At 64.4% G+C, this 21,803-nt stretch carries 19 protein-coding genes and 3 pseudogenes; 5 read left to right on the top strand and 17 right to left on the bottom strand.

The genetic code is table 11. The features are described 5' to 3' along the window. Positions 1–14: 14 nt before the first annotated feature. Entirely contained in the window at positions 15–1,754 is a 1,740-nt protein-coding gene (locus tag BCUN_RS00105) for a sensor histidine kinase (protein WP_152598026.1), read from the bottom strand. Further along, on the bottom strand, positions 1,741–2,391 hold the full coding sequence (locus BCUN_RS00100; protein ID WP_033515193.1) for a response regulator transcription factor: 651 nt from the start codon (positions 2,389–2,391) through the stop codon (positions 1,741–1,743). Before BCUN_RS00100 ends, BCUN_RS00105 begins: the two co-directional genes overlap by 14 nt. A gap of 191 nt (positions 2,392–2,582) precedes the next feature. On the opposite strand from BCUN_RS00100, the gene BCUN_RS00095 reads away from it, so the two are divergent. Both BCUN_RS00095 and BCUN_RS00090 read left to right on the top strand, forming a co-directional pair. Further along, positions 2,583–3,416, top strand: coding sequence for a YiiX/YebB-like N1pC/P60 family cysteine hydrolase (locus BCUN_RS00095; protein ID WP_160257621.1), 834 nt, complete (start codon positions 2,583–2,585; stop codon positions 3,414–3,416). 104 nt (positions 3,417–3,520) lie between these two features. Continuing rightward, positions 3,521–4,831 carry a hypothetical protein gene (locus tag BCUN_RS00090; protein WP_152598027.1) on the top strand — a complete coding sequence of 437 codons (1,311 nt, stop codon included), beginning with the start codon at positions 3,521–3,523 and terminating at the stop codon, positions 4,829–4,831. A gap of 97 nt (positions 4,832–4,928) precedes the next feature. Here the strand turns inward: BCUN_RS00090 and BCUN_RS00085 are convergent, their stop codons facing one another. From BCUN_RS00085 to BCUN_RS00050, 9 genes and pseudogenes are all read right to left on the bottom strand, one after another. Beyond that, positions 4,929–6,188 carry an MFS transporter gene (locus BCUN_RS00085; RefSeq protein WP_033515265.1) on the bottom strand — a complete coding sequence of 420 codons (1,260 nt, stop codon included), beginning with the start codon at positions 6,186–6,188 and terminating at the stop codon, positions 4,929–4,931. 274 nt (positions 6,189–6,462) lie between these two features. Further along, complete coding sequence (brnA, locus tag BCUN_RS00080; protein WP_033515197.1) at positions 6,463–6,711, bottom strand: type II toxin-antitoxin system BrnA family antitoxin; 249 nt, start codon at positions 6,709–6,711, stop codon at positions 6,463–6,465. Next, a pseudogene (locus BCUN_RS11720) lies at positions 6,689–6,931 on the bottom strand (BrnT family toxin); the annotation flags it as partial. The gene brnA and the pseudogene BCUN_RS11720, both read right to left, overlap by 23 nt. Positions 6,932–7,123: 192 nt before the next feature. Next, entirely contained in the window at positions 7,124–8,185 is a 1,062-nt protein-coding gene (gene ilvC, locus BCUN_RS00075; RefSeq protein WP_033515199.1) for a ketol-acid reductoisomerase, read from the bottom strand. A gap of 224 nt (positions 8,186–8,409) precedes the next feature. Next, positions 8,410–9,555: an ABC transporter permease gene (locus BCUN_RS00070; RefSeq protein ID WP_033515201.1), complete on the bottom strand. Its 1,146-nt coding sequence runs from the start codon at positions 9,553–9,555 to the stop codon at positions 8,410–8,412. Continuing rightward, positions 9,552–10,226 carry an ABC transporter ATP-binding protein gene (locus BCUN_RS00065; protein ID WP_033515203.1) on the bottom strand — a complete coding sequence of 225 codons (675 nt, stop codon included), beginning with the start codon at positions 10,224–10,226 and terminating at the stop codon, positions 9,552–9,554. The genes BCUN_RS00070 and BCUN_RS00065 overlap by 4 nt, the downstream gene beginning before the upstream one ends. Then, positions 10,219–11,361 (bottom strand): peptidoglycan-binding protein, encoded by a 1,143-nt coding sequence (locus BCUN_RS00060; protein ID WP_033515205.1) that lies wholly within the window; start codon positions 11,359–11,361, stop codon positions 10,219–10,221. Before BCUN_RS00060 ends, BCUN_RS00065 begins: the two co-directional genes overlap by 8 nt. Positions 11,362–11,368: 7 nt before the next feature. Further along, positions 11,369–12,181, bottom strand: coding sequence for a hypothetical protein (locus BCUN_RS00055; RefSeq protein WP_152598028.1), 813 nt, complete (start codon positions 12,179–12,181; stop codon positions 11,369–11,371). A 227-nt stretch (positions 12,182–12,408) separates the two neighbouring features. After that, entirely contained in the window at positions 12,409–12,732 is a 324-nt protein-coding gene (locus BCUN_RS00050; RefSeq protein WP_033515208.1) for a hypothetical protein, read from the bottom strand. A gap of 220 nt (positions 12,733–12,952) precedes the next feature. Between BCUN_RS00050 and BCUN_RS00045 the strand changes: the two genes are divergently transcribed. From BCUN_RS00045 to BCUN_RS00035, 3 genes are all read left to right on the top strand, one after another. Further along, positions 12,953–13,630, top strand: coding sequence for a LuxR C-terminal-related transcriptional regulator (locus tag BCUN_RS00045; RefSeq protein ID WP_051920372.1), 678 nt, complete (start codon positions 12,953–12,955; stop codon positions 13,628–13,630). Between the two features lie 68 nt (positions 13,631–13,698). Continuing rightward, positions 13,699–14,763: a sensor histidine kinase gene (locus BCUN_RS00040; protein WP_152598029.1), complete on the top strand. Its 1,065-nt coding sequence runs from the start codon at positions 13,699–13,701 to the stop codon at positions 14,761–14,763. A gap of 295 nt (positions 14,764–15,058) precedes the next feature. Continuing rightward, positions 15,059–16,621, top strand: a complete 1,563-nt coding sequence (locus BCUN_RS00035) for an MFS transporter (protein ID WP_033515212.1) — start codon at positions 15,059–15,061, stop codon at positions 16,619–16,621. A gap of 205 nt (positions 16,622–16,826) precedes the next feature. On the opposite strand, the pseudogene BCUN_RS11715 reads toward BCUN_RS00035, so the two are convergent. The 6 genes and pseudogenes from BCUN_RS11715 to BCUN_RS00005 form a co-directional block, all read right to left on the bottom strand. Next, a pseudogene (locus BCUN_RS11715) lies at positions 16,827–17,672 on the bottom strand (MFS transporter); the annotation flags it as partial. A gap of 346 nt (positions 17,673–18,018) precedes the next feature. After that, positions 18,019–18,264, bottom strand: a pseudogene (locus BCUN_RS12665) (LacI family DNA-binding transcriptional regulator); the annotation flags it as partial. A 20-nt stretch (positions 18,265–18,284) separates the two neighbouring features. Further along, positions 18,285–18,659, bottom strand: a complete 375-nt coding sequence (locus tag BCUN_RS00020) for a fluoride efflux transporter FluC (RefSeq protein WP_033515216.1) — start codon at positions 18,657–18,659, stop codon at positions 18,285–18,287. Then, positions 18,659–19,636, bottom strand: coding sequence for a fluoride efflux transporter FluC (locus BCUN_RS00015; protein ID WP_051920370.1), 978 nt, complete (start codon positions 19,634–19,636; stop codon positions 18,659–18,661). Before BCUN_RS00015 ends, BCUN_RS00020 begins: the two co-directional genes overlap by 1 nt. Before the next feature lie 267 nt (positions 19,637–19,903). Continuing rightward, positions 19,904–20,287 carry a hypothetical protein gene (locus BCUN_RS00010; RefSeq protein WP_033515218.1) on the bottom strand — a complete coding sequence of 128 codons (384 nt, stop codon included), beginning with the start codon at positions 20,285–20,287 and terminating at the stop codon, positions 19,904–19,906. Positions 20,288–20,341: 54 nt separating this feature from the next. Then, on the bottom strand, positions 20,342–21,628 hold the full coding sequence (locus BCUN_RS00005; protein ID WP_033515220.1) for an adenylosuccinate synthase: 1,287 nt from the start codon (positions 21,626–21,628) through the stop codon (positions 20,342–20,344). Between the last annotated feature and the right edge of the window lie 175 nt (positions 21,629–21,803).

Below are 21,803 nucleotides of genomic sequence, written 5' to 3'. Positions count from 1 at the left end.
GAGGGACAGAGGCGCTACTGCCTTGCCAGTTTCGTGCAGGCGGCTGCGGCCATGGATGCGGCCGACAGCACGGAAGCAGCCCAAGGAACGCCCATGGCGCTGGCGGGCTGCAACAGCAGGATGAATGCCCCCACACAGGCAAGCACGGCCCACATGGCAGCTGCCAGGAGCGCAAAGCCTTGAGGCTGGCGAGTGCCACGTCTGGCCAAGCGCAACAACGCACGTGCCACCATCGGCACGACGACCCCGACGAGCGCCGGTAGGCCGCCCAGGATACAGCCGAAGAGCGCAGCCAAGGGCAACGTATCGACCGTCGTCCCCAACATCATGACACTGATCGCGCCGCCGAGCATCGCCATGGGGACGGTCCACCAGGCATGGATGCCATGTCGCACGGCACTGACCATGCCCAGCAGCAGGGCCGCCAAGGGAATGGCCAGATAGCACAGGCCGACGGCAAGGGACAGGCCCCATACGCCGGCCAACAGCAATTCGACCGCCGCGCATGTCAAGGCCATGAGCGTCCATGTCACGGCAGATGCCACGAATACGGCAGGCCCGGCATGGCCATGCCGCCCGGATCGTCCGTCCCGGGAGTCGGTGGAACCGTCCAGGGGCAACGCCGCGGCGAAGGTCCACAGACCCTCGTCCGATCCGACCTCGACGTGACCGCCCCTGCACTCCACTTCCTGCGTGTAGTGCAGCAAACCAGTCGCAGTGCCGTGCTCCGCATCCTGACGCGGCATGTCGCACCATGTCACCCGCAGGACGCCGGATTCCACGGCGCAGGTCAGGCAGTACCCGTCCTTCTCCTGCGCATATTTGAGGGCATTGCCGAACAGTTCGCGAACCAGGCCGCGCACCACGTCCGCCAGGTCGGATGCCATGCCAAGCCTCGCACAGCCGGGTTCCACGATGGTGGTCCCTTTGACACCCAGCGAGTCCAGCCGGTGCCGGCACCGCTCAACCAGCGCGTCAAGGTCAAGCAGGACGGTTCCGCCGGCCGATGGCCGGACGTCATCGTCAAAGGAGGAGATGGCACGCACGTCGCCCATCGACTGGCGTGCCGTACGCAAGGACTCTTCGAGCGCGGCGGCGATGTCGGCGAGTGCGGCGGCTTGGTCCGTATCTTGTGTGGTCAGCCCCTGCACGAGGCGCAGTGCGTAGCACAGGTTGTTGCAGGTCACGTCGTGCAGCGGTACCGTGGCATCGCGCAAGGTCCTGGAGACGACATGTTGGCGTCGTCTCCGCCGTTGCCTCAGCCATCGGGCGAGCATGCCGCCGCTTCCCGCGGCGCACGCTGCCAACGCACACAGTCCGGCAGCACTGCGCAGCATGTCAACTCCAGTACCGGGCAGGCCTGACCATGGGAGCAGGATGGCGAACCCGGTGCAGGCCAGTCCCGTTGCGGCGCCCACGCGCCAGTCGTGCAGCGCCAGGAGGAAGATCGCCGTCATGCCGACCGGTACGAGCAGCAGCGGCGATGTCGTCGGCAGCAGCATTGCGGCGGCCCAGGACAGTGTCAGGAGGGCGGCGCCCGGCAGCGGCTGCAGCAGGAACAGGAACGCGGCGAGCCAGTCCAGCACCAGGACGGCCAGCAGTCCCGCGCTCGGCGCGGGTGCTGCGGCCGTCACCAATGCGGCGTTCGTGCCGGCCACCAGCACGGCGACGATCGCCCGTACCGGCGCCGTCAGCGGATAATCGCGGGCCGACAGTGTCCTGAGCACATGCGTGGCCATCTCAGAGCAAGTCATAGTCCCGGCACTTCCTGATGGTGGCGGCGCGGCCGACGGTTCCCAGCTTGCTGGCCGCCCGACGCAGGTAGGTGGAGACCGAATTGGCGGAGACGCCCATGCGTTGCGAGATCTGTGCCGTGGTCATCCCCTCGTCGGCAAGGCGCAAGGCCGCCAGTTCGCGTTCGCTCAGGGACGGGAGGGCCGGACGCCCGGCAGATCCCAACCGTGCATGTGCCTGGGCCGCGGGTTCGAATACGATCGGATCGGCGGTGCCGTCGCGCATGATGGCTCCCAGCAGTGCGGGCAGCTCCCGGGGGATGCATTCCTTGCCCACGATGCCCTGGGCGCCGGCGGCTGCAAGGTCGTCACGGTATTTCGAACAGTCGTAGGCGGTCATGCCGATCAGCACGATGCTGCCGGAGCGTTCCCGGACCTTCCTGCAGACGGAGGCCCCACTGACGCCGTCCAACGCCATGTCCACCAGCATCAGTTGCGGTGCGGTGGAGGGCATCATGGCCCGTTGTATGGCTTCGGCCGCATTGGCGCAGCACCAGGTCACGTGGAAGGACCCGGTGCTCGAGAGCCATTGGCCGATGGAACGGCCGCTCCACACGTCGTTGTCCACGATGCCGGTGCGAATGGTCTGTGCTGTCATGTCCCCAACCTCCCCGAACAATCCGTAGCCATGTGCCATGATTTTCGTGGCTGCGGTTCACCATGCCCACTATCCTACGGGGAAACATGTCATGGCATGCGGAAATGTCCATTTCCCGTGGCATCCCTTTCACGACTGGTCCATGTCACCAAAATCGTGACATCGATTCGATTGACGATCCAACGCCCCATATGTTGGGAATCGTCGAAGATCGCTTCGGCAACGCAGGAAAACAAAGGAATAAGAATATGATCATTTCACGTAAGATGCTCATGTCCGCCATCGCTGCCACGGCAAGCGTTGTTCTGCTCATGGGGAACATTCCAGCTGCCCAAGCCACGGAATACGAGGCTCTGTCTACAACCGATAAAATTCAGCAACTGCTTGAGTCCAATCCAGGCGTGACCTTCGAAGAGATGGCAGAGGCCGCAAAAATTACAGCCAGCGAGCAGGGCACCGATCTGGACGCAGTGTTGGATGGGGCACTGGCTGAGGTCGAGGTCGAGGATCGTTTCCTGCAGGGCGAGCAAGTACAATTGCAACGACTTTCCGGCGATGGGCCCAAAAAGGCTACAACGGCCGCAAACCGATCCATCGGCACAGCCACCTATAAGGGCGATGTCTTCTATTCGCCCGTATCCACTGCAGGAATCACTCATGGACATTCAGGGCTGTACACGTCAAAGACCTCAATCATCGAAGCGCCAGGCCCCGGCAAGAAGGTCATCGACCATAGTTGGAGGGAAGTCAAGGTAGCTGCCAAGTCGCAGAAACAGTACGTCAAGACCACGCAGTCCAAGCGGGATGCCGCCGTCCGGCAGTCTCGCAAGTACCTCGGCAAACCGTATAATCTGAACTTCAACTTCAATAAGCGTTCCGGCGCAGCCGTGAACTGTTCACAGTTGGTTTGGCTGGCCTATAAGGAAGGCGCCGGCATTGATCTCGACAGCAATGGCGGCACTGGTGTTTATCCCTCGGACATCATGAAGTCGAAGTGGACCGTAACGTACCAAACCATCCGTTGATTGCACGGTGCCGTTGAATCTTTGCAGCGGCACCTTTTCCCCATCCCTTCCAGAAAGGCAAAGTCTTGAAGATTCGCCGACTTATTGCGGCCGCATGCTTGGCCATGACGTTGTTCGCTTGTACGGCTTGCAGCCTGCCTGTATTGCCACACGCAGCGCAGCTGGATGGCATCGATATCGCGGACGTGTATGCCGTCGCCTACCTCACGCCTCAGGCATCTACCTCCTTGCCGACGGATCCGGGCGCCATGGTGTTCATTTACCCAGACGGTAGCTATAGGAGCGTGCAGAACGAAGGCATTGACATGGCGGACATTGATTGGACCGAACATGGTCTGGTCTTCCGGGATGCTTCCCATGATTTCCTCATGAGGGAGCACCAGACGCCCCAAATCTGGGACAATGACAAGGAATCCCCGGACATGGACGCCATGGTCACCTTGGACAGCGGCACTGAAGTGGCGCTTTACAACGGCGGGTATGGGGCCGACGGCGAAGAATACTTCGAGTATGTCTCCGTACGTTCAGGTGACAGGGAGTCCACGCACGAAACCAAAGTCGACGCCCTGACCATCGGGACAGCACACTGTTCTACAGGACTATATGGCTTGCAGATGATTCATGACTCCGGACGGCACGGTGATGCATTGGTCATCGCCGTGTCCCTGTGGCAGTGGACCGACACCCAGGATTATGCAGGCCGCAAATTGGCGGAATATGAAGGACCTACGCCCAATATCAGCCTGTCCGACGCTACGGCATGCGTCGGCGACGAGTTCCTCGCCATCACCAACTACGACATCACGACTGTCGGCCGGTTCGCCGACGAACCCGCCATCGTGTCCAGCAGCATCGAGGATTCCTCAGTGCAAACGGAACCCTTGGAGAATTATCTCTCCGAATTGCACGAGGACAACAGTTTTCCCGACGTACCGTGCCGCTCGTTCCAAGCATTGACCAAATACAATGTGCGCAGTGGGGAACGCACCATCCTCCCCCTGCATACCGAGGATGGCATGCCGGCCCTCGTAGGCGAACAGGAAAGTGATGTTGCCACTGCCGACGGCTTGAATTACCAGAACGGCAGCCTGTATTGGGTATCTGGGCGCGGCAGGATCATGAAAACCGATCCGCAGACTGGCATCACCCAAGTCATCAACGACGAGCATGCCTTCGACGGGTTCAACAGTACCAAGTCGATCATTGCATGGTTCACCGAAGGTTTCGTGGACGTGTGGATGAGTGATGGCGACCATGACGTCGTTCCCGACATCCATATACGCCGGTATGCCCTCGGCACCGGGCAGTGCGTGCGCGATACCGTCGTCAAAGGACTCAATGGCAAGCTGAGCCTACGACTGGTGGACCGGGGATTCGCAGTCAATCCGAAAGCAAAACAATTGTTGAATCAATGAATTGCCATCTTATTGATTGCAGACGGAAAGGAATTGTCGTGCACCACGGCCGGTCGCCTCTGTCCCTCTGGGCGTGCCCCTTATAACACGGACGGAGTCAGGGCGAAGCGGGCACGCGACGGTTCAGGCGCCAGAGCCACACGCCCAGCGGGATTGTCAGCACGCCGCCGACCACGAAGATCGTCTGCACGTCCATCACCTCGGCCAGCGGCCCGAACACCAGCATGCCCAGCGGGGTGCCGAAGCCAGAGAAGGTCGTCAGCAGGCCGAAGACGCGGCCCTGCATGTCCGACGCCGTCTCCTGCTGCAGCAGCGTGTAGGTCGGCGAGGAGCCCAGTGCGGTGCCCACGCCGATCAGGAAGTCCACGATCAGGTACGCCAGCAGCGTGGGCGCCAGCCCCAGCGCCACTGTGCACGCGCCCATCGCCAGGAACGACGCCGCCAGCAGCGCCATGTTGTCGTGGAAGACCCGCGCGCCGACCGTCGCCAGGAGCGCGCCTCCGAGCACCATGCCCAGGCTCCACGCCATCTCGTTCGCCGCGAGCTTGTCCGAGGCGGTGTGCAGCACCGTGAAGCCAAGGTCGAGCGACTGCCCCTGGAATCCGCGGTTCATGAGCAGCATCGTCAGGTTCATCGGCGCGATATTGATGAAGCAGACCGCGGTGTAGGACACCAGCACGGCACGGATGCGCGGGAAGCGCCACGCATAGCGCAGGCCGGCGCGCATCTCCCCCACCACCGAGCGCGCGGACGTCGGCGCCATCTTCGCCGCGCGGATGAGCGCGACGAAGACGATGCCGATGCTCGCCGTCGTCACGTCCACGTAGAGGATCGCCCACAACGGCACGAGATTGACGAGCACCGCGGCCAGCGCGGGCGCGGCGATCATGTTCACCGACTGGATGGTGCCGTTGATCGAGTTGACGCGCAGCAGCCTGTCTTCCGGCGTGATGTCCGGGATGAACGACTGCACGGCCGGCGTCTGCACGCCGGCGCCGGCCGAGCGGATCGCCAGGACGACGAAGAACAGCACGAGTGCGTCCGCACCGTGCGCGATGAACAGCGACAGCGCGACCGTGACGACAGCGATGATGCCGTCCGGCAGCATGATGAGCAGCTTGCGGCTCCAGCGGTCCGCCCACACGCCGCCGAACAGCGAGACGACGGCCTGCGGGAGCGCCGCACACAGCATGATGACGGTCATGGCAATCCCCGAGTCGGTACGCATGACCAGATGCCAGACGATGGCATACTGCACGATGCTCGAGCCGATGAGCGAGAGCGCCTGGCCGGTCAGGAGAAGTGCCACGGGACGGCGCCAGTGGCGGGTTGGTTGGGTCAGTTGGGTCAGGGTCATGATGATGCTTTCCGTGATGGCGCGCACCCGGTGCAACGATGGGTTCCGGGCATGGCAAAGATGCCGCCCGGCGGACGGCTTGCGCGCAATTGACTTATCGATTCGTTCTGGGACTTTCGTAGTGCCAGAGGATCAACGCATGGGAATGTCCCACGCCATCATCATGATCGTTCCACACATGGGCACCAAGGTAGCACGTCGCACACAACGACATGCCCGTCGTTGTGTGCGACGCTGTCCATTGCGGCACTTGCCGTGCAACCGCCGCGAGGACCTATTCGGTGGCCCGCATGCTGTCGGCGCGTTCCACGAGCCACACCTTGAGGATGGCCTGTCGGCTGACGCCCATTCGGCTCGCCTCGCGGTCGAGAGTCTCGACGAGCCACTCAGGCAGCTGGATGCTCAACGACCGCTGTCGTTCCTTGTTGGGTTTCCTCAGGGTACTGAGATCCGCATAGTCGAGGATGCTTTCCTCTCCTTCGTCCATGATGCGGTCAAGTTCAGAGGCTTTTGCTGTCTTCATAGAATCGTCCCTCCTTCGGATGGGAGCGCCGTACGCTGATGATTCGTATCCGGGACTCCCGGTAGATCCCGGTCCAATGCTTGCCGTCCAGCATGCCGACAACCGCCCATCGTGGTTCGTCCTCGTATGCCAGCCGGAATTCGATCAGCTCCGGATCGTCCCAGAGGCGCTGCGCCTGAACGAAATCAAGTCCATGCCTGGCCAGGTTGGCAGCGCTCTTGTTTGGGTCATATTCGAATTCCCCATCACCTCCGCATCGATTCTCATATCATTTCAGTATTTATGTAATGTTATATCGATATCGAAACATGCGCAAATTAGATACCACCCCTGCCACCAATATATAAAACGGGTGCCTCCCGTTTGGGAGGCACCCGCCTCGTCTTGGGTCATGCGCCTTCAGGCGCGGGGATCACTCGGCGTCCTGGACCTGGGCGCGGGCGATCTTGCCGGTGAAGGAGTTGGCCTCGTCGGCGTCCTTCGCGGCCTCGTTGTTCCAGGAGAACATGGCGCGCAGCTTCGGGCCGACCTCCTCGATGCGCACGTTGGAGTACTCCTCCTGCAGCTGCTTGAACTTCGGGGCGCCGGCAGCCTGGTCGTCCATGAACTCCTGGGCGAAGGAGCCGTCCTGGATGCGCTTGAGGTGGTACTGCATGCGCTCGCGGGCGTGCTCGTCGATCACGGTGTTCACGTAGTCGCCGTACTGCGCGGTGTCGGAGCAGGACCAACGGTCCTTGTTCAGGCCGCCCTCGTTCATGAGGTCCACGATCATCTTGAGTTCGTGGCAGACCTCGAAGTAGGCGATCTCCGGCTGGTAGCCGGCGTCGGTGAGGACCTCGAAGCCCATCTCGACGAGCTTGTTCACGCCGCCCAGCAGCACGTTCTGCTCGCCGAAGAGATCGGTCTCGGTCTCCTCCTTGAAGGTGGTCTTGATGGCGCCGGCGCGCAGGGCGCCGATGGCCTTGGCGTAAGCCAGGGCGAGGTCCCAGCCGTCGCCGCGCGGATCCTGCTCGACGGCGGTCACGACCGGCACGCCACGGCCGGCGGCGTACTCACGACGCACGATGTGGCCGGGGCCCTTCGGGGCGACCATGAAGACCGGGTGGTCCTCGCTCGGCTTGATGTAGCCGTAGTGGATGTTGAAGCCGTGGGCGAAGGCCAGGGCGGCGCCTTCCTTGATGTTCGGCTCGATGTCGTTCTCCCAGATGCCCTTCTGGTACTGGTCGGGCGCCAGGATCATGATGACGTCGGCCTCGGCAGCGGCTTCCGGAACGCTCTTGACTTCCAGACCCTGCTCCTTGGCGAATTCCACGGACTTCGAGTTCGGGCGCAGGCCGACGACGACGTCGACGCCCGAGTCACGCAGGTTGAGCGCATGTGCGTGGCCCTGCGAGCCGTAGCCGATGATCGCGACCTTCTTGCCGTCGAGGACCGAGAGATCGCCGTCGTCTTCGTACCAGATAGTTGCTGCCATAATGAGGCACTCCTTTGTTCATGTAGGTGTGGCATGCCGCCACGGTCATGGTTCGTTTGCGTCGGTCATGCTTGCAATCGCCCCACGGTCGGATGTCGCGCCGGGGATTGTGTCCCCGCGGTTGCAAGTCATATTACAGAAAACAGATTCGCCGCTCCCCTGACGTCCATCTTTCGGAAACCTTCATGGAATCTCCACGTAAGCCGGCAGCCGTCCTCGAGGAATCACATGCTGCGCAGCAGTTCCGCAGGATCCACGCGTGTGGCCTGCACGGCGGGCACCATGCCGCCGACGGCTCCTACGAACGCACCAGCCAGGGGCACCCATGCCACCGTCGCCGGCAGCAGGAACCGCCATCCCATGGCCATGGCGACCACGGCCGTAACCTGCGCACCCAGCGCCAAGCCGGCCAGGGCCCCGGCACACCCCAGCAGCATGGATTCCAGGAGGAACTGGAGCGCCACCTGCCATGCGGGCATGCCCAGCCCCAGACTGATGCCGATTTCCCGACGCCGCTCAGTGACGGCCACCTGCATGGTATTGACGACCGTGAACACGCTGACGACCACCATGACCACGGTGATGACCAGCGTGGTCTGCTGGGCGTCCGCCATGAGTCCCATGCGCAGGGCCCGCGGATCCGCCGGCAGCTTGACGGACACCGACTCCGGGGCGGCCGGCGCCAGGGCCATGGGCAGCAGACTGGCGACTTGCGACGCCGTCCCTTCCTCGACGGCCACCTGCACTACGCGATTGACCGGCAGGATGCCCATTGCCCGCGCCCCCGCCGGAGACACCAGGATGCCCGTGGCCAGCGCGGACTGGTCGGGGGCATCCGACAGGATGCCCGCCACGCGCATGGGCCGGTCGTTCACCTCGACCACCTGCCCCTCCTGCGCCCCTGTCACGCCCAGCTCCGACGCAACCCGGGCGCCCAGCATGACCACGTCCACATCGTCATCCGCCATGGGCAACCCGGTTTCCACGGAACCGCCGCGTGCCGCCACGCCCGCCGCAGTCCCCACCGCCACGGTCGTGCCGATCGAATCTCCCCAGGCTGTCACCTCCACCGGCACGCCGACCGCATCGCCCATGACGAGCGTACCTGCCGAACGCACCTGCGGCATGCCGCGCAACGCCGCCGTCAGTTCGCTCTCGTCGCGCTCCCACGCAGACGCCGGCAACGTGACCGTCACCGTGGACGGCTCCATGTCCACGAACCGCTGCGCCGTCCGGTCCGTGGACGCCAAGGTGACGCCCTGCAGCACCACGAAGGTCGCCGCGCAGAACAGCACTGCGCACAAGGACAGCAGGTTGCGCCGCCACCGACGCACCAACGCCAGAACCGCACGCACCAACGCATGGTTCATGCTCCCTCCTCCTGCACCACGCCATCATGCACGGCGAGGCGCCGCGCACACGACCGCGCCACCGCCTCGTCGTGCGTTACCAGCACCAGCGCCGTCCGCGGACCCGTCACGTCGTGCAGCAGCTCCACCACGAGCTGCGAATTGCGCGAATCGAGGTTGCCGGTGGGTTCGTCGCACAGCAGCAGCCGCGGTGGAAGCGCCACGGCGCGCGCGATGGCGACGCGCTGGCGCTCGCCGCCCGACAGGTCGAGCGGGCGTCGCGAGTCCTTGCCGCCCAGCCCCACACGGTCCAGCGCGTCAAGCGCCAACCCGCGTGCCTGCGCTCCGTGGCAGCCGCGAATCGTCAGTCCGACCAGCACGTTCTCGAGCACCGTGAGATGCTCCACGAGGTGGAACGCCTGGAATACGAAGCCGACGTAGTCGCGGCGCAAGACGCCCCGCCGTGCACGAGACGCATGCGTGACATCCTGTCCGCACAGCTCATAGGTGCCGGTCGTCGGCGAATCGAGCAGTCCCATGATCGACAGCAGCGTCGACTTGCCGGAACCCGACGGACCGGTCACCGCGACCGACTGTCCCTCGTCCAGTTCAAAGGTCGCGTCGCGCAACGCCCGTACACCCGGGAATGACCGGCCGACGCCGCGCAGGACGGCCAGCGGCGTATCAGCCATCGTCGCGCTCCCCGTCCGTGGGCAGCAGCACGACCGTACCGTCGGCCAATCCGTCCGCCTCCACCTCGCATACCCCCTGCACACATAGGCCCGTGCGCACCGGCACGCGCTCGCGCGTGTCCGTGCGCACCCACACCGTGTCGCCGTTACGCCGGAGGGCCGACGATTCCACGGTCAACGCGTCCGTGCGGCCCGCCTGACGGGTCACGGTCACGCGCATGCTGCCCGGGTCGGCCGGCAGCGCAGCCGTGTCCAGGTTCTCCAGCTGCAGGACGACGGCACGGTCCTGCGTACCGGAGTCCGCGTTCTCCTTCGACTGGTCGTTTTCGACAGCCGGTGGCTCGTAGACGGCTCCGACAGTGCCGGTCACGGGGCCGTCGGCCACGGGGACCACGGCCGGGGCGCCCTGGAGCACGGCCGGGTCGGGCACGTCGGAAGCAGGGAAGGAGACGGCGTAGTCGCGCGCGCCTGTCTGCAGCGTGCACAGCGTGCCGGCTACCGCAGTGCCGGCGGTGCCACAGGTGTCTGCGGCGACGACGGCCGCGGACGGCAGGAAGACGAGCTGCCCTTGCGGGATCGCCGTCTGCTTGGTCCTGTCCGCGGGCAGTGCGGCGCCCGAGGCATCCACCGCGTCGAAGCCGAGCGCACCCATCAGCAGGGCCGCGGCATAGGCGGTGGAGTCGCCGTAGACACCCGATTCGTCATAGACGGCGTACCCCAAGCGCATCAGGGCGTCCTGCAGCTGACGCACGTCCGCGCCGCGCGTGCCGGGCGCCAGCGTACGCCAGGCGGGCACGGCGCCCTGCAGGAAGAGGATGGGCCGCTCGTTGACGACACCGACGATGCCGCCCTCCTGCAGCGTGGCGCCTGCCGCAAGGCCGGCACGGGTGACGGTGCCTTCCGCGGGCACGGCCAGCGTAGCGTGCGGATAGGCGACGAGCTGGCCGGACAGTTCGTCCGCGAGCGTGCGCGTGCGGATGGTGGTGGTCAACGTGACCGCCTCGGGCTCCGGCTCCTGCGCGGCGCGCATGCCCACCACGGTGGCGACGATGCCGGTGACGAGCAGGCCGGTGAGCAGCACGGCCAGCACGGCGATGCCCAGGGAACGCAGCCAAGCGTGGCGTCGATGGTGCATGGCGCTGTCAGTCCTGCTTGCCGTCGGCGGAGGCCATGTCCTCGAAGGAGCTTTTGCCGGCCAGCACTTGGTTGGCGATGCCCTTGGCCTGTTGGAGCTTCTCATGGCGCTCGAGAATCGTGGCTTCGTTGGCGAGCATCCAGGTGCCCGCGCTGCGCTCCAGCGAATCGTTGATGCGCTCCATGAGCTTCGCCTCGACCTGGCAGGTCCAGTCCTGCGTGGCCATCGCGCGCTCGTCGGCGTTCGGGGCTTCGTTCCATGCGCGGTACCGTCCGAAGGTCTTGCCGGCCAGCTCCCCTCCGCGCAATCCACGCACCTCGTATCCCGCGCGTTTCATGCAGGGGACGTACTCGTCCATGATGGCCGACTGCACGTCCTTGTCATCCAACGCGGAGGCGGAACGTTCACGTTGCACCTCGTTGAAGGTATTGAAAATGGCCGTGGATTCCCGGTACGACCCGTACAGCATGGTGGCGGCCTGCACCATGCAGCTGTTACCCTCCTCCGAGACGATTTCCCGGTCATAGCGCTCACGGTCGGCAGCCGATAGGGAGTCCACATACTCGTTCTGCTCGGCGTTGGTGTCCTCCATGTTGGTGACGGTCTGGGAGGCGTACCCCACGCTTTGCGCCTCCTCCCGGCTGCGGAACACCCCTCCGACGTCCGAGTAGCTCTGCGGCACCGCGGGAACCGTGTAGCTGACGGGCACTTCGAAGCCCTTCGTGCGGGCGCATTGTGCCATGAGCACCTCCTCCGCCTGCATGACCTCCATGGGCACGTCCGACAGCTCCACCGTGGCAACCGTCACCGTGTCAGGCACGTCTGCAGCGTTGGGGGAGCCGCATGAACTGAGTCCCACCAGACATGCGACGACAGCGCACACGAGCAACATTGCCCTGGATGTTGTATTCTTTCCCATTTATCTACGTCTCTCCCCTCCTGGTTGCATAGTGATTCAAGACAATCAGATGATTGCTGCGATTGCTGTGTCAACAAACACCCGCAGCAATCATCGGTCACGGAACACATTCGGCATGCGTTTCGGAATCACCCGTAGCAGGTCGCATGATCAGCGGCATTCCTGGCGCTGAAGACAGACACACCTTGGTTGTACTTGATCTTGGCAATGGCCCTGTCCCCTGCGATAACCGTGTTGTTCCAGATTGTCACGTAGCTGACCAGATTCTGCGTGCCCGAATCATAGATATTATCCTGAAAATCCGCATTGCAGTAGGGAAAAACAATGCGATACCCGGTATAGTTGTCGTTCTCCCATAAGGTGAGTTCGCCAGCGCTCGCCGTCGGTACGCAGGCGCCCAAAAGACCGCCAGCAACCACCGCGGCCAGAACGGCACGGATTCTCTTCTTCATGATGAATCCCATCCTTCGTGTTCTTCAGTACATTGGCCGCGGAGTACACCCGCGACGGACACTGCAGCCGTAAGCGTGCAAGTGAAGCAAGAGCGCTTCCGCTTCCTTGCGGAAACATTCATCACGATATGGCACTTGGATGTACGCCGCACCTGGAACTACAGAAAAACTGGAGTCCTCCGAATTGCGGATAATAGCCGGTTCTTGGTATCCTAATGAAATGGGAACGCGAGAAGGGCAACCGGGAAAAAACACCATCCGCATCGGCATCGTGGACAACGACCCATGCGCCTTGCACATGATGTCCTTGCTGGTCGAACAGGCTGATCCGGCATTCCGCATGACGTGGGTTGCGGAGAATGCACAACACGCATTGGAACACTGCCTGTACGACGAGCAGGGAACCAAGGCGCAGGTTCTCCTGCTTGACATGGCATTGCATGGCCTTTCAGGTCCAGACGTATGCGAACGCATCCGCAGGCATGATGCGGATGTCGGCATCATCGGCGTGACGGCATACCCGATCAAGCATTATCGTGACGCCCTTGTGCGCAGTGGGGCACAGGGCCTTCTGGAAAAGCATGCCCTCGGGAAACCCGACGTGCTGGCAAACGCCATTGCACAGGCAGCGCATGGACAGGCCGTCATTCCCGGATTCCCCACACCTCAAGCGGCACATGCCGCCTTGGTCGGCACGACGGCATTGCCTTCCCTGACCCATCGCGAAACGGAGATACTGCGTATGTATTCGGACCACATGTCCACCGAGGACATTGCCGGGTATTTGAACATCAGTTCCGGCACTGTCTTCTCCCATGTGCACCATGCGATGGGGAAGCTATCGGTGAGCAGCCGAAACGAGGCGATCAAGACATGCCGCGCCATCCATTTGTTTTAGGTGAAGCCGTCAAGGCAACCTTCAGGAAGTGGAAGCACGCCGTCTTGACACATGTTTCCCATCCCTGGATGGCACTCATTGCATGTGTAGCGACGGTGATGTACCTGGTAGAAGGAATCGCCACGCATCTCTTCGCCTCAATGGCAGCCGACCTCTTGCTTGCAGCCACTACGGCCGTGATGGCACTCACCGCGTACAGACCCCGGATTGGCGCTTGGGCCATGTTGGCAGTGCTCATCGTCAATGCTTGCGTCCCTTTCCGCATGCCTTCGATCATCACCACCCTGTTCATCGTGGACATCGGCATCCTGGGATATCTCACCACATACGGCACACTGCTTGCCGTTCCCTTTTCCTTGGCCGCCATGATGATCAGTTCCCGTCTCAATGGCATGGATGATACCATGGGCGGACTGGATATCCTCACCGGCATCGTCATCCTCGGCGCCGCCGCTGTCATGGGCGCACTCCTCCGTCAGATACACCTGGGCAGACAAGCCGAAATCCGCAACAAGCTTGCCGGGGAACGCATTCGCTTGGCTTCCGCCTTGCACGATTCCATTTCCAATCAATTGGGTCGCCTGTTGGTGCAACTCGACATCGGAACCCTCAATGAGACCCAGCTCAAAGAAGACCTTGTCGCAGTGCTGGATGAAACGCACCATATCATCGAAGTGCTTGAAGACCCCACGGATGCCCCACCCGAGTCCCCGCTCTGGCCGCACGTGACACAGCTGCTCGCCAAGGAGCAGCAACGGCTTCAACGCGATGGCTTCCGAGGCGAGGTGTTGGCGCCTGATCCGGAATCATTGCCGGACATTCCCAGCGCCTCCTTGCTCAGGAAAGTAATAGTCGAGACCTTTGTCAACATTGCCAAGCATGCGAATCCGGCATACCCCTACCTGGTCACCCTCCAAACCCAAGACGGGTCGGTCATGTTCCAGGTATCCGACATCTGCCGCGCGGAGGACACGGCACGGCACGGCCTGTCATCCGGGTTGCTCAGGCATTCCAGGCAACTGGAGGGAATCGGGGGCAGCGCACACTGGGAACGACACGGCAACCGGTGGCGCGCAACGTTCATGTTTCCTGCAGCCAGCGCCATGTCCGGCACCCACGCCGGCAATGCCTAGCAAGCCCATGGCGTCCAGAAGCTGCATCCCCCATATCGCCCCATCTGCCCGGGGACGGCCACAGGAGCAGAAGGCACGCACATGTACCCTAGGCATAAGGCCAGAAATTCCAATACGACAACTAAAGTGACGCACCACCACAAACGTTTCATTGCTTCACGCATAGCTCTTGCAATTACTCGCATTCACCGCGTCCATCATCTCCATATCCATTTTTTCTGTATCCGCGTACGGGCAATCAGACCGTAGCGATGCGGCTCCGCTCAAAACAGGTCCACCGACTACAGTGGACACCATGACCAACCAGAACCAACCCGGCACCGAGCCGACGCCGGAAGGCGCGCCCCAGCAGCCGCCCCGGCCCTTCCCCAACCAGGACTTCATCCGCCCCGGCATCGACGACCGCCCCGACTGGGACACGGCACTGAGCGACGAGGACATGGAGGCCGTCCAGCGCCTGGCCGTACGCCAGAAGCCGCAGGTCGCCCCCGACGCCGCCGCCCAGCCCGAAGTGCAGGCCGCCGCCCTCGAGAACACGCCCGCCGTACACGACGACCCGCTGCCCGACGCCGAATCCGCCTTCCTCGACCTGCGCGACCCCATGGTGGACGCCTCCGGCTACCGCCCCACCCACGTCGAGGTCGTGCGCATGAAGACCGGCTTCGCCCTGACCTCCTTCTTCCTGTCCTTCGCGCTGTGCGCACTGAACCTGGTGCTCGTGCCCGAACGCCTCGACCAGATGGTCGGCGGCTTCGACGGCACCACCGACCTCGCTTGGCTGATCGCCATCGGCGTGGCCGTCACCATCCTGTCCACCGCGGTCATGCTGCCCGTATCCGACCGCACGCGCACGAAATACGGCCGCCGTGCCCCCTGGTTCCTCGGTGGCGCCGTCGTCGCCGTCCTGCTCACCTCGGCGCTCGCCGCCAGCCGCACCGACGTCACGTTGACCGTCGCCTGGGCCTTCCTGCAGCTGGGCTTCGCCGCCATGCAGTTCGCGCTCTTCGCCTCCATCGGCGAGCGCGTCCCCGACAAGTTCCGCGACGCCGTCGCCCTGTGGCGCAAGGTCGGCTGGGGTGCGGGCCTGCTGGCGGGCGTCGTCGTCGCCGCGCTGTGCATGGATGCGGCGGCCGGCGGCATCGAGATCTGTGCCGGCGCCGTCGCGCTTGCGGCGGTGTGCATGCTGCTGGTGGTGCCGCGCGAGCACTCCAGCTCCTATCTGCGGATCACGCCGATGGCCACGTCCGACATGACGACGATCCTGCGCGTGCCGGGCGCGCCACGCGCGTGGCTGGTCGCCACGCTGGCGCGCCTGCTGGCGAGCGCCGCCGTCACCGTGCCGCTGGCTTTCGTGTGGTTCATCGTGAAGTACGTGCATGGCTTCGACGCCCCGCTCGACCTGCGCATGACCATGCTGGCGGTGGTGGCGATGGCGGTCGTCGCGTACGTGTGCATGGCGATTGCCACGGTGGTGCTGCGGCCGGTGATGGCGAAGTGGGAGGACGACGTGCGTGCGCCGGCGATTGCCGCGTGCGTGATCAGCGTGCTGGCTGTCGCCTGCCCGCTGCTCATGCCGTCGGCGACGGGCCTCATGCTCTTCGCTGCCTTGTTCGCCTTCTCGACGACGATGCTGCAGGACCTGGCGCAGTCGCTGGCGACCTCGGTGATCGAGCGCACGAGCGAGCGCGGCGCCTACCTGGCGGTGCTCAACACGGCCGACAGCGGCGGCAAGCTGATCGGTGCGCTGGCCGGCGGCGTCACGGTGCTGTGCGCGGGCGCCACGCAGCCGTTGTTCATCGTCAGTGGCGTGCTGGCGATCCTGACGATCGTCTGCGTCGCCTTCGTGAGGCAGCGTTGATGGCCCTCGTACGTTGAGAGATATCATCCGCGGGATATACGACCAGCCGTGCCCGACGAAGAATGGCGGAACATGGCGGTTTTGAAGATTTGCATGACCGCCGGTATCCCACGATATGCCGGAATTTGATATCTCTCAACGTCGGGGAGCGTTGCTTGCCGGAAAATCCTCCACACGGGCTTCCTGTGCGGAGGATTTCTCGCTTGTGGGCCTTGTTGAGGATGCCGAGGTCCTTGCCTGCTTCCTTGGGGTTGGGCAGCACCGCCACGTTGAGCGCCTGGTCGATGGCGTTGTACACGCCGTAGCCGAGGCCCGCCACGCCCGCGAACAGGTACATGCCTGCCGGGGAGCGGAAGATCAGCGGCATGGCGGCACCCACGGCGAACAGGCAGCTGGCGAGCGCCACGGGCAGCTTGCGCATATTCAGCCGGTCGGTGATTGGCCCGGCCGTCACGGCGGCGATGAGGGAGACGACGAGCGTGATCATGGCCATGGTGGCGATGATTTGTGCCGCCCGGTCCGTGGCGTCGGGCTCGCCGGCGAGGATGTAGTCCTGCGCGATGTACAGCTGGTAGGTGTTGATCATCCAGTAGCCGCCCATCATGAGGGTGCGGTCGACGAGCGCATAGTAGAAGTCGGGCGCATGGCGCGGCGGGATGAAGTTGCGTACGATGGTGCGGGCGTTGACGTCGGAGCGCGCCTCGTCGAGGTTCGGCCGTTCGCGCGGCCAGACGACCACGATGAAGATGCCGACGAGCGAGAAGACGGCGAAGCCCATCATCCAGCCCGCGAAGATGCCGTTGGTGCCTTGGCGCAGCAGGTAGGAGCCGAGGGTCTGGCCGACGGCGATGCCGGCGCCGTAGAAGCCGGAGACGGTGCCGCGCACCTTGTCCGGCACGCGGTCGGACATGGTGGCCACGTAGGGCGCGAGCATCATGTTGTAGCCGAGCTGTGCGATGCACCACAGCACGATGATGAGCGGTTCCGACCTGGTGAAGGCGATGGCGTCGATGCTGACGCCGGTGACCAGGCCGCCGATGACGATCCAGGGGTGCGCTGGATTTCTCCAGGGGCTACCCGAGGCATCCGGCAGTTGTGCGTTATGCCCCGGTCACAACACACAACTGACGGATATCCCATGTTGACGGGTGCGTTTGTCGCCCAATTCCGGATTGGTGACCGGGTCACAACACACAACCGGCAACTACTCACGCGTGGTCCGGCCCCGGTCCAGGTGCACGGGGGTGACAGCGTCCACGATGGGGCGGCCTTCGACGAGTGCCGTCACACACCCTCCGAGGTCGGCGGCCCTGGCGGATCGCGGTCAGCGGCAATCCGGCCGTCGACGTCACCATGGTGCCGCCGACGGCCACGACCTGCAGGTCCCCGGGAATGGCCACGCCGCGCGCGGACAGGTCACGCTGCAGGGCGGCCGTCAGCGTGGCGAAGAAGGGGTGCATGACCGTCGGCACGATGACGCCGACGAGCCCCGTGCTGCCCTGCGACAGGTGGCGTGCCAGGTCGTTGGGCACGTAGTCGAGTTCGCGCATCGCCCGCTCGACGCGTTCGCGCAGCCGGTCGGAGACGTAGCCGGTGCCGTTGACCACCAAGGAGACGCCAGCGCGGCGCACGACGTCACGCATACCCACTTTCCGTACGCCCCTCAGTGCCCCCGCGAGCCGACCCACCAGCCGAGGACGACGGCGAGGAAGGGAATGGCGACGGTCAGCAGGAAGTAGGCGCCGGCCATGCCCAGCTGGCGGACCTTCAGCAGCGACACCATCTCGTTGATGGCGGTCGAGAAGGTGGAGAAGCCGCCGAGGAAGCCGGCGACGAAGAGCAGATAGGTGGCGTAGGGCACGGTCTGGTAGTAGTAGGCGGCGGCCGCGATGCCCGCCAGGAAGGCGGCGACGACGTTGATGATGAAGGTCGAGAGGGGGAAGATGCGGTTCCACCAGCGCTGGATGGAGGTATTGAGCACGAAGCGGGCGACGGCTCCCAGACCGCCGCAGCAGCATACCAGCAGGAACTGGCCCATCACTTCACCTCCCCGGTCATCGGGTCGGGCACCACGGGGATCTCGTCGGTGTCGGGGTCCGGGTCGTCGGTGCGGGCGGCCAGGGAGCCCAGCGAGGAGGATGTCAGCTGGGTGGACGGGTCGACGGGCACGCGCACGCCGATCGCCGGCTTGGCGTGCTGCAGGTTGCGCAGGGCCTCGGCAACGTTCTCGCTGCCCACGCGCTTGGCGGTCAGGCGCACGCCCAGCCAGGAACCGAACCACGCGACGGCGATGCCGAGGATGAAACTGAGCATCGTGTAGAGGAAAAAGCCGAGGTAGCCGCCGGTGTGCAGGGCGGTGATGTCCTCGACCATCATCGCGGAGAGCGTGGAGAAGCCGCCGCATATGCCCATGCCGATGCCGCGGCCCATCAGCTGTCGGGTGCGTTTCTTCATCCAGATGGCCTGGGCGGTGTAGGAGGTGAGCATCGCGAAGAGGAAACAGGCGATCATGTTCGCCAGGAAGGTGGCGGGGTGGAAGGCCAGCAGCAGGCCGTGGCCGGAGGCGGAGGCCGGCATGGAGAGCCACAGCAGGTAGCGCAGGCCGGTGCCGACGGCGCCACCGAGGAAGATGACGACGTAGGAGAGGAAGTCAGCGAGCGGGTTGAAGCGCGCCTGCATGCGCTTGAGCGGCGCGAGCGGCACGCTCGGCGGCTTGCGTGCGGCGGCAGCGCCCGTGGGATGCGGGGAGAGCAGTTCGCGGCGCAGGGCGTCGTCGAGCTGGTCGTCCGGCCAGCCGGTGCCGGTGACGTCCTGTTCGACTTCGCGCGCGACGCGTTCGTCGTGGGCGAGGGTGGCGGGCGACGGGGAATGGAGACCATCCTCTGCCGCGGGCGATGCAGGAGCTGCGGAAGCCGCCTGGCCATCGGGATCCGCGGACGTCACCGGGGCGCCAAGGTGGACGGGGCCTGCGCCGTCGGCGAGATTGCCGGCGTCGTCGCTCTCGTGGTCTGTCATGCTTCACCGCCTTATGCTGCTCTGGGTAAGGCCGTTCGCACTCCATGATAAACAGGGCACCCCCGCGAGGGACGGGGACTGTCCGTGTGATAGGCTCGCGACGCCGGCTTGCATCCGCGCACCGGCGGCGACACGACCACCACGATAGCGTACGGGCGCCGCGCGACTTTGGTGCCGTAGGTCTTTGGGGTGGGGCTGGCGTCCCTGCTAGAAATATCACGTTTTTCGTGATATTTCTAGCAGGGACGCCAGCCCCACCCCAAAGACCTACGGCACCACGACCCGCACCTGTGCGTGCGGATCGTGCGCGTCGAGGACCACGGTACGTTGCACGCTGACCGGGGTGACATGCTGGTAGAACTGCGCCTCAACGCCGCAGTCGACGTTTGCCTCCCACCTGCCGAAAGGGACGCGGAACACGGTGGGCGTCCCGCCGGAGTATATGGCTTCAAGCCTGATCGCCACACCCTCATCAAGCGGCAGCACCCCCACGGAACACATGCGCACCGGCTCGCCGGCGGTGTCGACGACCTCGATGGCGATGCTGCCGGTGGTGACCCGTCCGATGGACCTGAGGGCGGCATTGGTCGTCGGCGCCGCGAACAGCAGTGCGCAGAGCACTGCGAGGACGCCGCCGATCACCTTGAGCACAGGGTGCCTCCGCCGGCCGCGGTCGGGGCGATATTCCACGAGGGGCCTTCCCGACTAGTCGAGCAGGGAATGCACCTCGATGATGTGGTCACGCTGGGGGCCGGTGCCGATTGCGGAGATGCGGCAGCCGGAGAGCTCCTCGAGGCGCTTGACGTAGGCCTGGCATGTGGCGGGCAGGTCCTCGAAGCGGTGCACCTGGGAGATGTCCTCGGTCCAGCCGGGCATGGTCTCGTAGATGGGCTTGGCGGCGGCGAAGGCGCGCTGGTCGGTGGGCATGTCATCGTAGCGCACGCCGTCCACGTCGTAGGCCACGCAGATCGGGATCTCCTCCAGACCGGTGAGCACGTCGAGCTTGGTGAGCACGATATCCGTCAGGCCGTTGACCTGGGTCGCGTAGCGGTTCACGACCGCGTCGAACCAGCCGCAGCGGCGCGGGCGTCCCGTGGTCACGCCGTACTCGTGGCCCTGTGCACGCAGCCACTCGCCCCACTCGTCGAACAGCTCGGTCGGGAAGGGGCCCTCGCCCACGCGCGTCACGTACGCCTTGGAGACGCCGATCACGCGGTCGATCTTCGTGGGGCCCACGCCAGTGCCCGTGCAGGCGCCGCCGGCCGTCGGGTTGGAGGAGGTCACGAAGGGGTAGGTGCCGTGGTCGATGTCGAGCATGGTCGCCTGGCCGCCCTCGAACAGGACGGTCTTGCCCTCGTCGAGCGCCTGGTTGAGCACAAGCGACGTGTTCGCCGCATACGGCTTGAGGCGCTCGCCCAGCGCGAGCAGCTCCTCGACGGTGGCGTCCACGTCCACCGCGCGGCGGTTGTACAGCTTGACGAGGATCTGGTTCTTCTGGTGCAGTGCCGACTCCACCTTGTCGCGCAGCACCTCCTCGTCGAAGAGGTCGGACACGCGGATGCCGACGCGGTTGATCTTGTCCGCGTAGGCGGGACCGATGCCACGTCCCGTGGTACCGATCTTCTTCTTGCCGGCGAAGCGTTCCGTGACCTTGTCGATGGTGCGGTGGTACGGCGCGATGACCTGCGCGGACTCGCTCACCAGCAGGCGCGAGCAGTCGATGCCGCGTTCCTCGAGGCCGTCGATCTCCTGGAAGAGCACCTCGGGGTCGACGACGACGCCGTTGCCGATGACCGGCGTCGCGTTCGGGCTGATGATGCCGCTGGGCAGCAGGTGCAGCGCGTACGACTCGTCGCCGACGACCACCGTGTGGCCGGCGTTGTTGCCGCCGTTGAAGCGTGCCACGTAGTCGACCTTCGTGCCGATGAGGTCGGTTGCCTTCCCCTTGCCTTCATCGCCCCACTGGGCGCCGACCAATACGATTCCGGGCATGTGAAAACCTCCGCTGCTGTGCCGTGTTTCGCCGCAGCCCAGCGTACCCCCACCCGGCGGAAAACCGGCGGCGTCACATGAGAAATTTCTCGTTTTTCCGTGACTTTTCTCGGGGACCCTGAATTAAAGCGGGCACCGGGTCGAAGAACTTTTGAGTTCTTCGACCCGGTGCCCG

Origin of the sequence: Bifidobacterium cuniculi (assembly GCF_000741575.1) — a bacterium.
GTDB classification, from domain to species: domain Bacteria; phylum Actinomycetota; class Actinomycetes; order Actinomycetales; family Bifidobacteriaceae; genus Bifidobacterium; species Bifidobacterium cuniculi.
This window is presented reverse-complemented; position numbering and strand designations above follow the sequence as displayed.

Bases quoted from the DNA above. Each gene is read 5' to 3' on its own strand.
- BCUN_RS00070 (WP_033515201.1), bottom strand. From the start codon at position 9,555: ATGAACCATGCGTTGGTGCGTGCGGTTCTGGCGTTGGTGCGTCGGTGG.
- brnA (WP_033515197.1), bottom strand. From the start codon at position 6,711: ATGAAGACAGCAAAAGCCTCTGAACTTGACCGCATCATGGACGAAGGA.
- BCUN_RS00015 (WP_051920370.1), bottom strand. From the start codon at position 19,636: ATGACAGACCACGAGAGCGACGACGCCGGCAATCTCGCCGACGGCGCA.
- BCUN_RS00045 (WP_051920372.1), top strand. From the start codon at position 12,953: ATGGGAACGCGAGAAGGGCAACCGGGAAAAAACACCATCCGCATCGGC.
- BCUN_RS00065 (WP_033515203.1), bottom strand. From the start codon at position 10,226: ATGGCTGATACGCCGCTGGCCGTCCTGCGCGGCGTCGGCCGGTCATTC.
- ilvC (WP_033515199.1), bottom strand. From the start codon at position 8,185: ATGGCAGCAACTATCTGGTACGAAGACGACGGCGATCTCTCGGTCCTC.
- BCUN_RS00005 (WP_033515220.1), bottom strand. From the start codon at position 21,628: ATGCCCGGAATCGTATTGGTCGGCGCCCAGTGGGGCGATGAAGGCAAG.
- BCUN_RS00050 (WP_033515208.1), bottom strand. From the start codon at position 12,732: ATGAAGAAGAGAATCCGTGCCGTTCTGGCCGCGGTGGTTGCTGGCGGT.
- BCUN_RS00060 (WP_033515205.1), bottom strand. From the start codon at position 11,361: ATGCACCATCGACGCCACGCTTGGCTGCGTTCCCTGGGCATCGCCGTG.
- BCUN_RS00085 (WP_033515265.1), bottom strand. From the start codon at position 6,188: ATGACCCTGACCCAACTGACCCAACCAACCCGCCACTGGCGCCGTCCC.
- BCUN_RS00040 (WP_152598029.1), top strand. From the start codon at position 13,699: ATGGCACTCATTGCATGTGTAGCGACGGTGATGTACCTGGTAGAAGGA.
- BCUN_RS00090 (WP_152598027.1), top strand. From the start codon at position 3,521: ATGACGTTGTTCGCTTGTACGGCTTGCAGCCTGCCTGTATTGCCACAC.
- BCUN_RS00105 (WP_152598026.1), bottom strand. From the start codon at position 1,754: ATGACTTGCTCTGAGATGGCCACGCATGTGCTCAGGACACTGTCGGCC.
- BCUN_RS00095 (WP_160257621.1), top strand. From the start codon at position 2,583: ATGTTGGGAATCGTCGAAGATCGCTTCGGCAACGCAGGAAAACAAAGG.
- BCUN_RS00020 (WP_033515216.1), bottom strand. From the start codon at position 18,659: ATGGGCCAGTTCCTGCTGGTATGCTGCTGCGGCGGTCTGGGAGCCGTC.
- BCUN_RS00100 (WP_033515193.1), bottom strand. From the start codon at position 2,391: ATGACAGCACAGACCATTCGCACCGGCATCGTGGACAACGACGTGTGG.
- BCUN_RS00035 (WP_033515212.1), top strand. From the start codon at position 15,059: ATGACCAACCAGAACCAACCCGGCACCGAGCCGACGCCGGAAGGCGCG.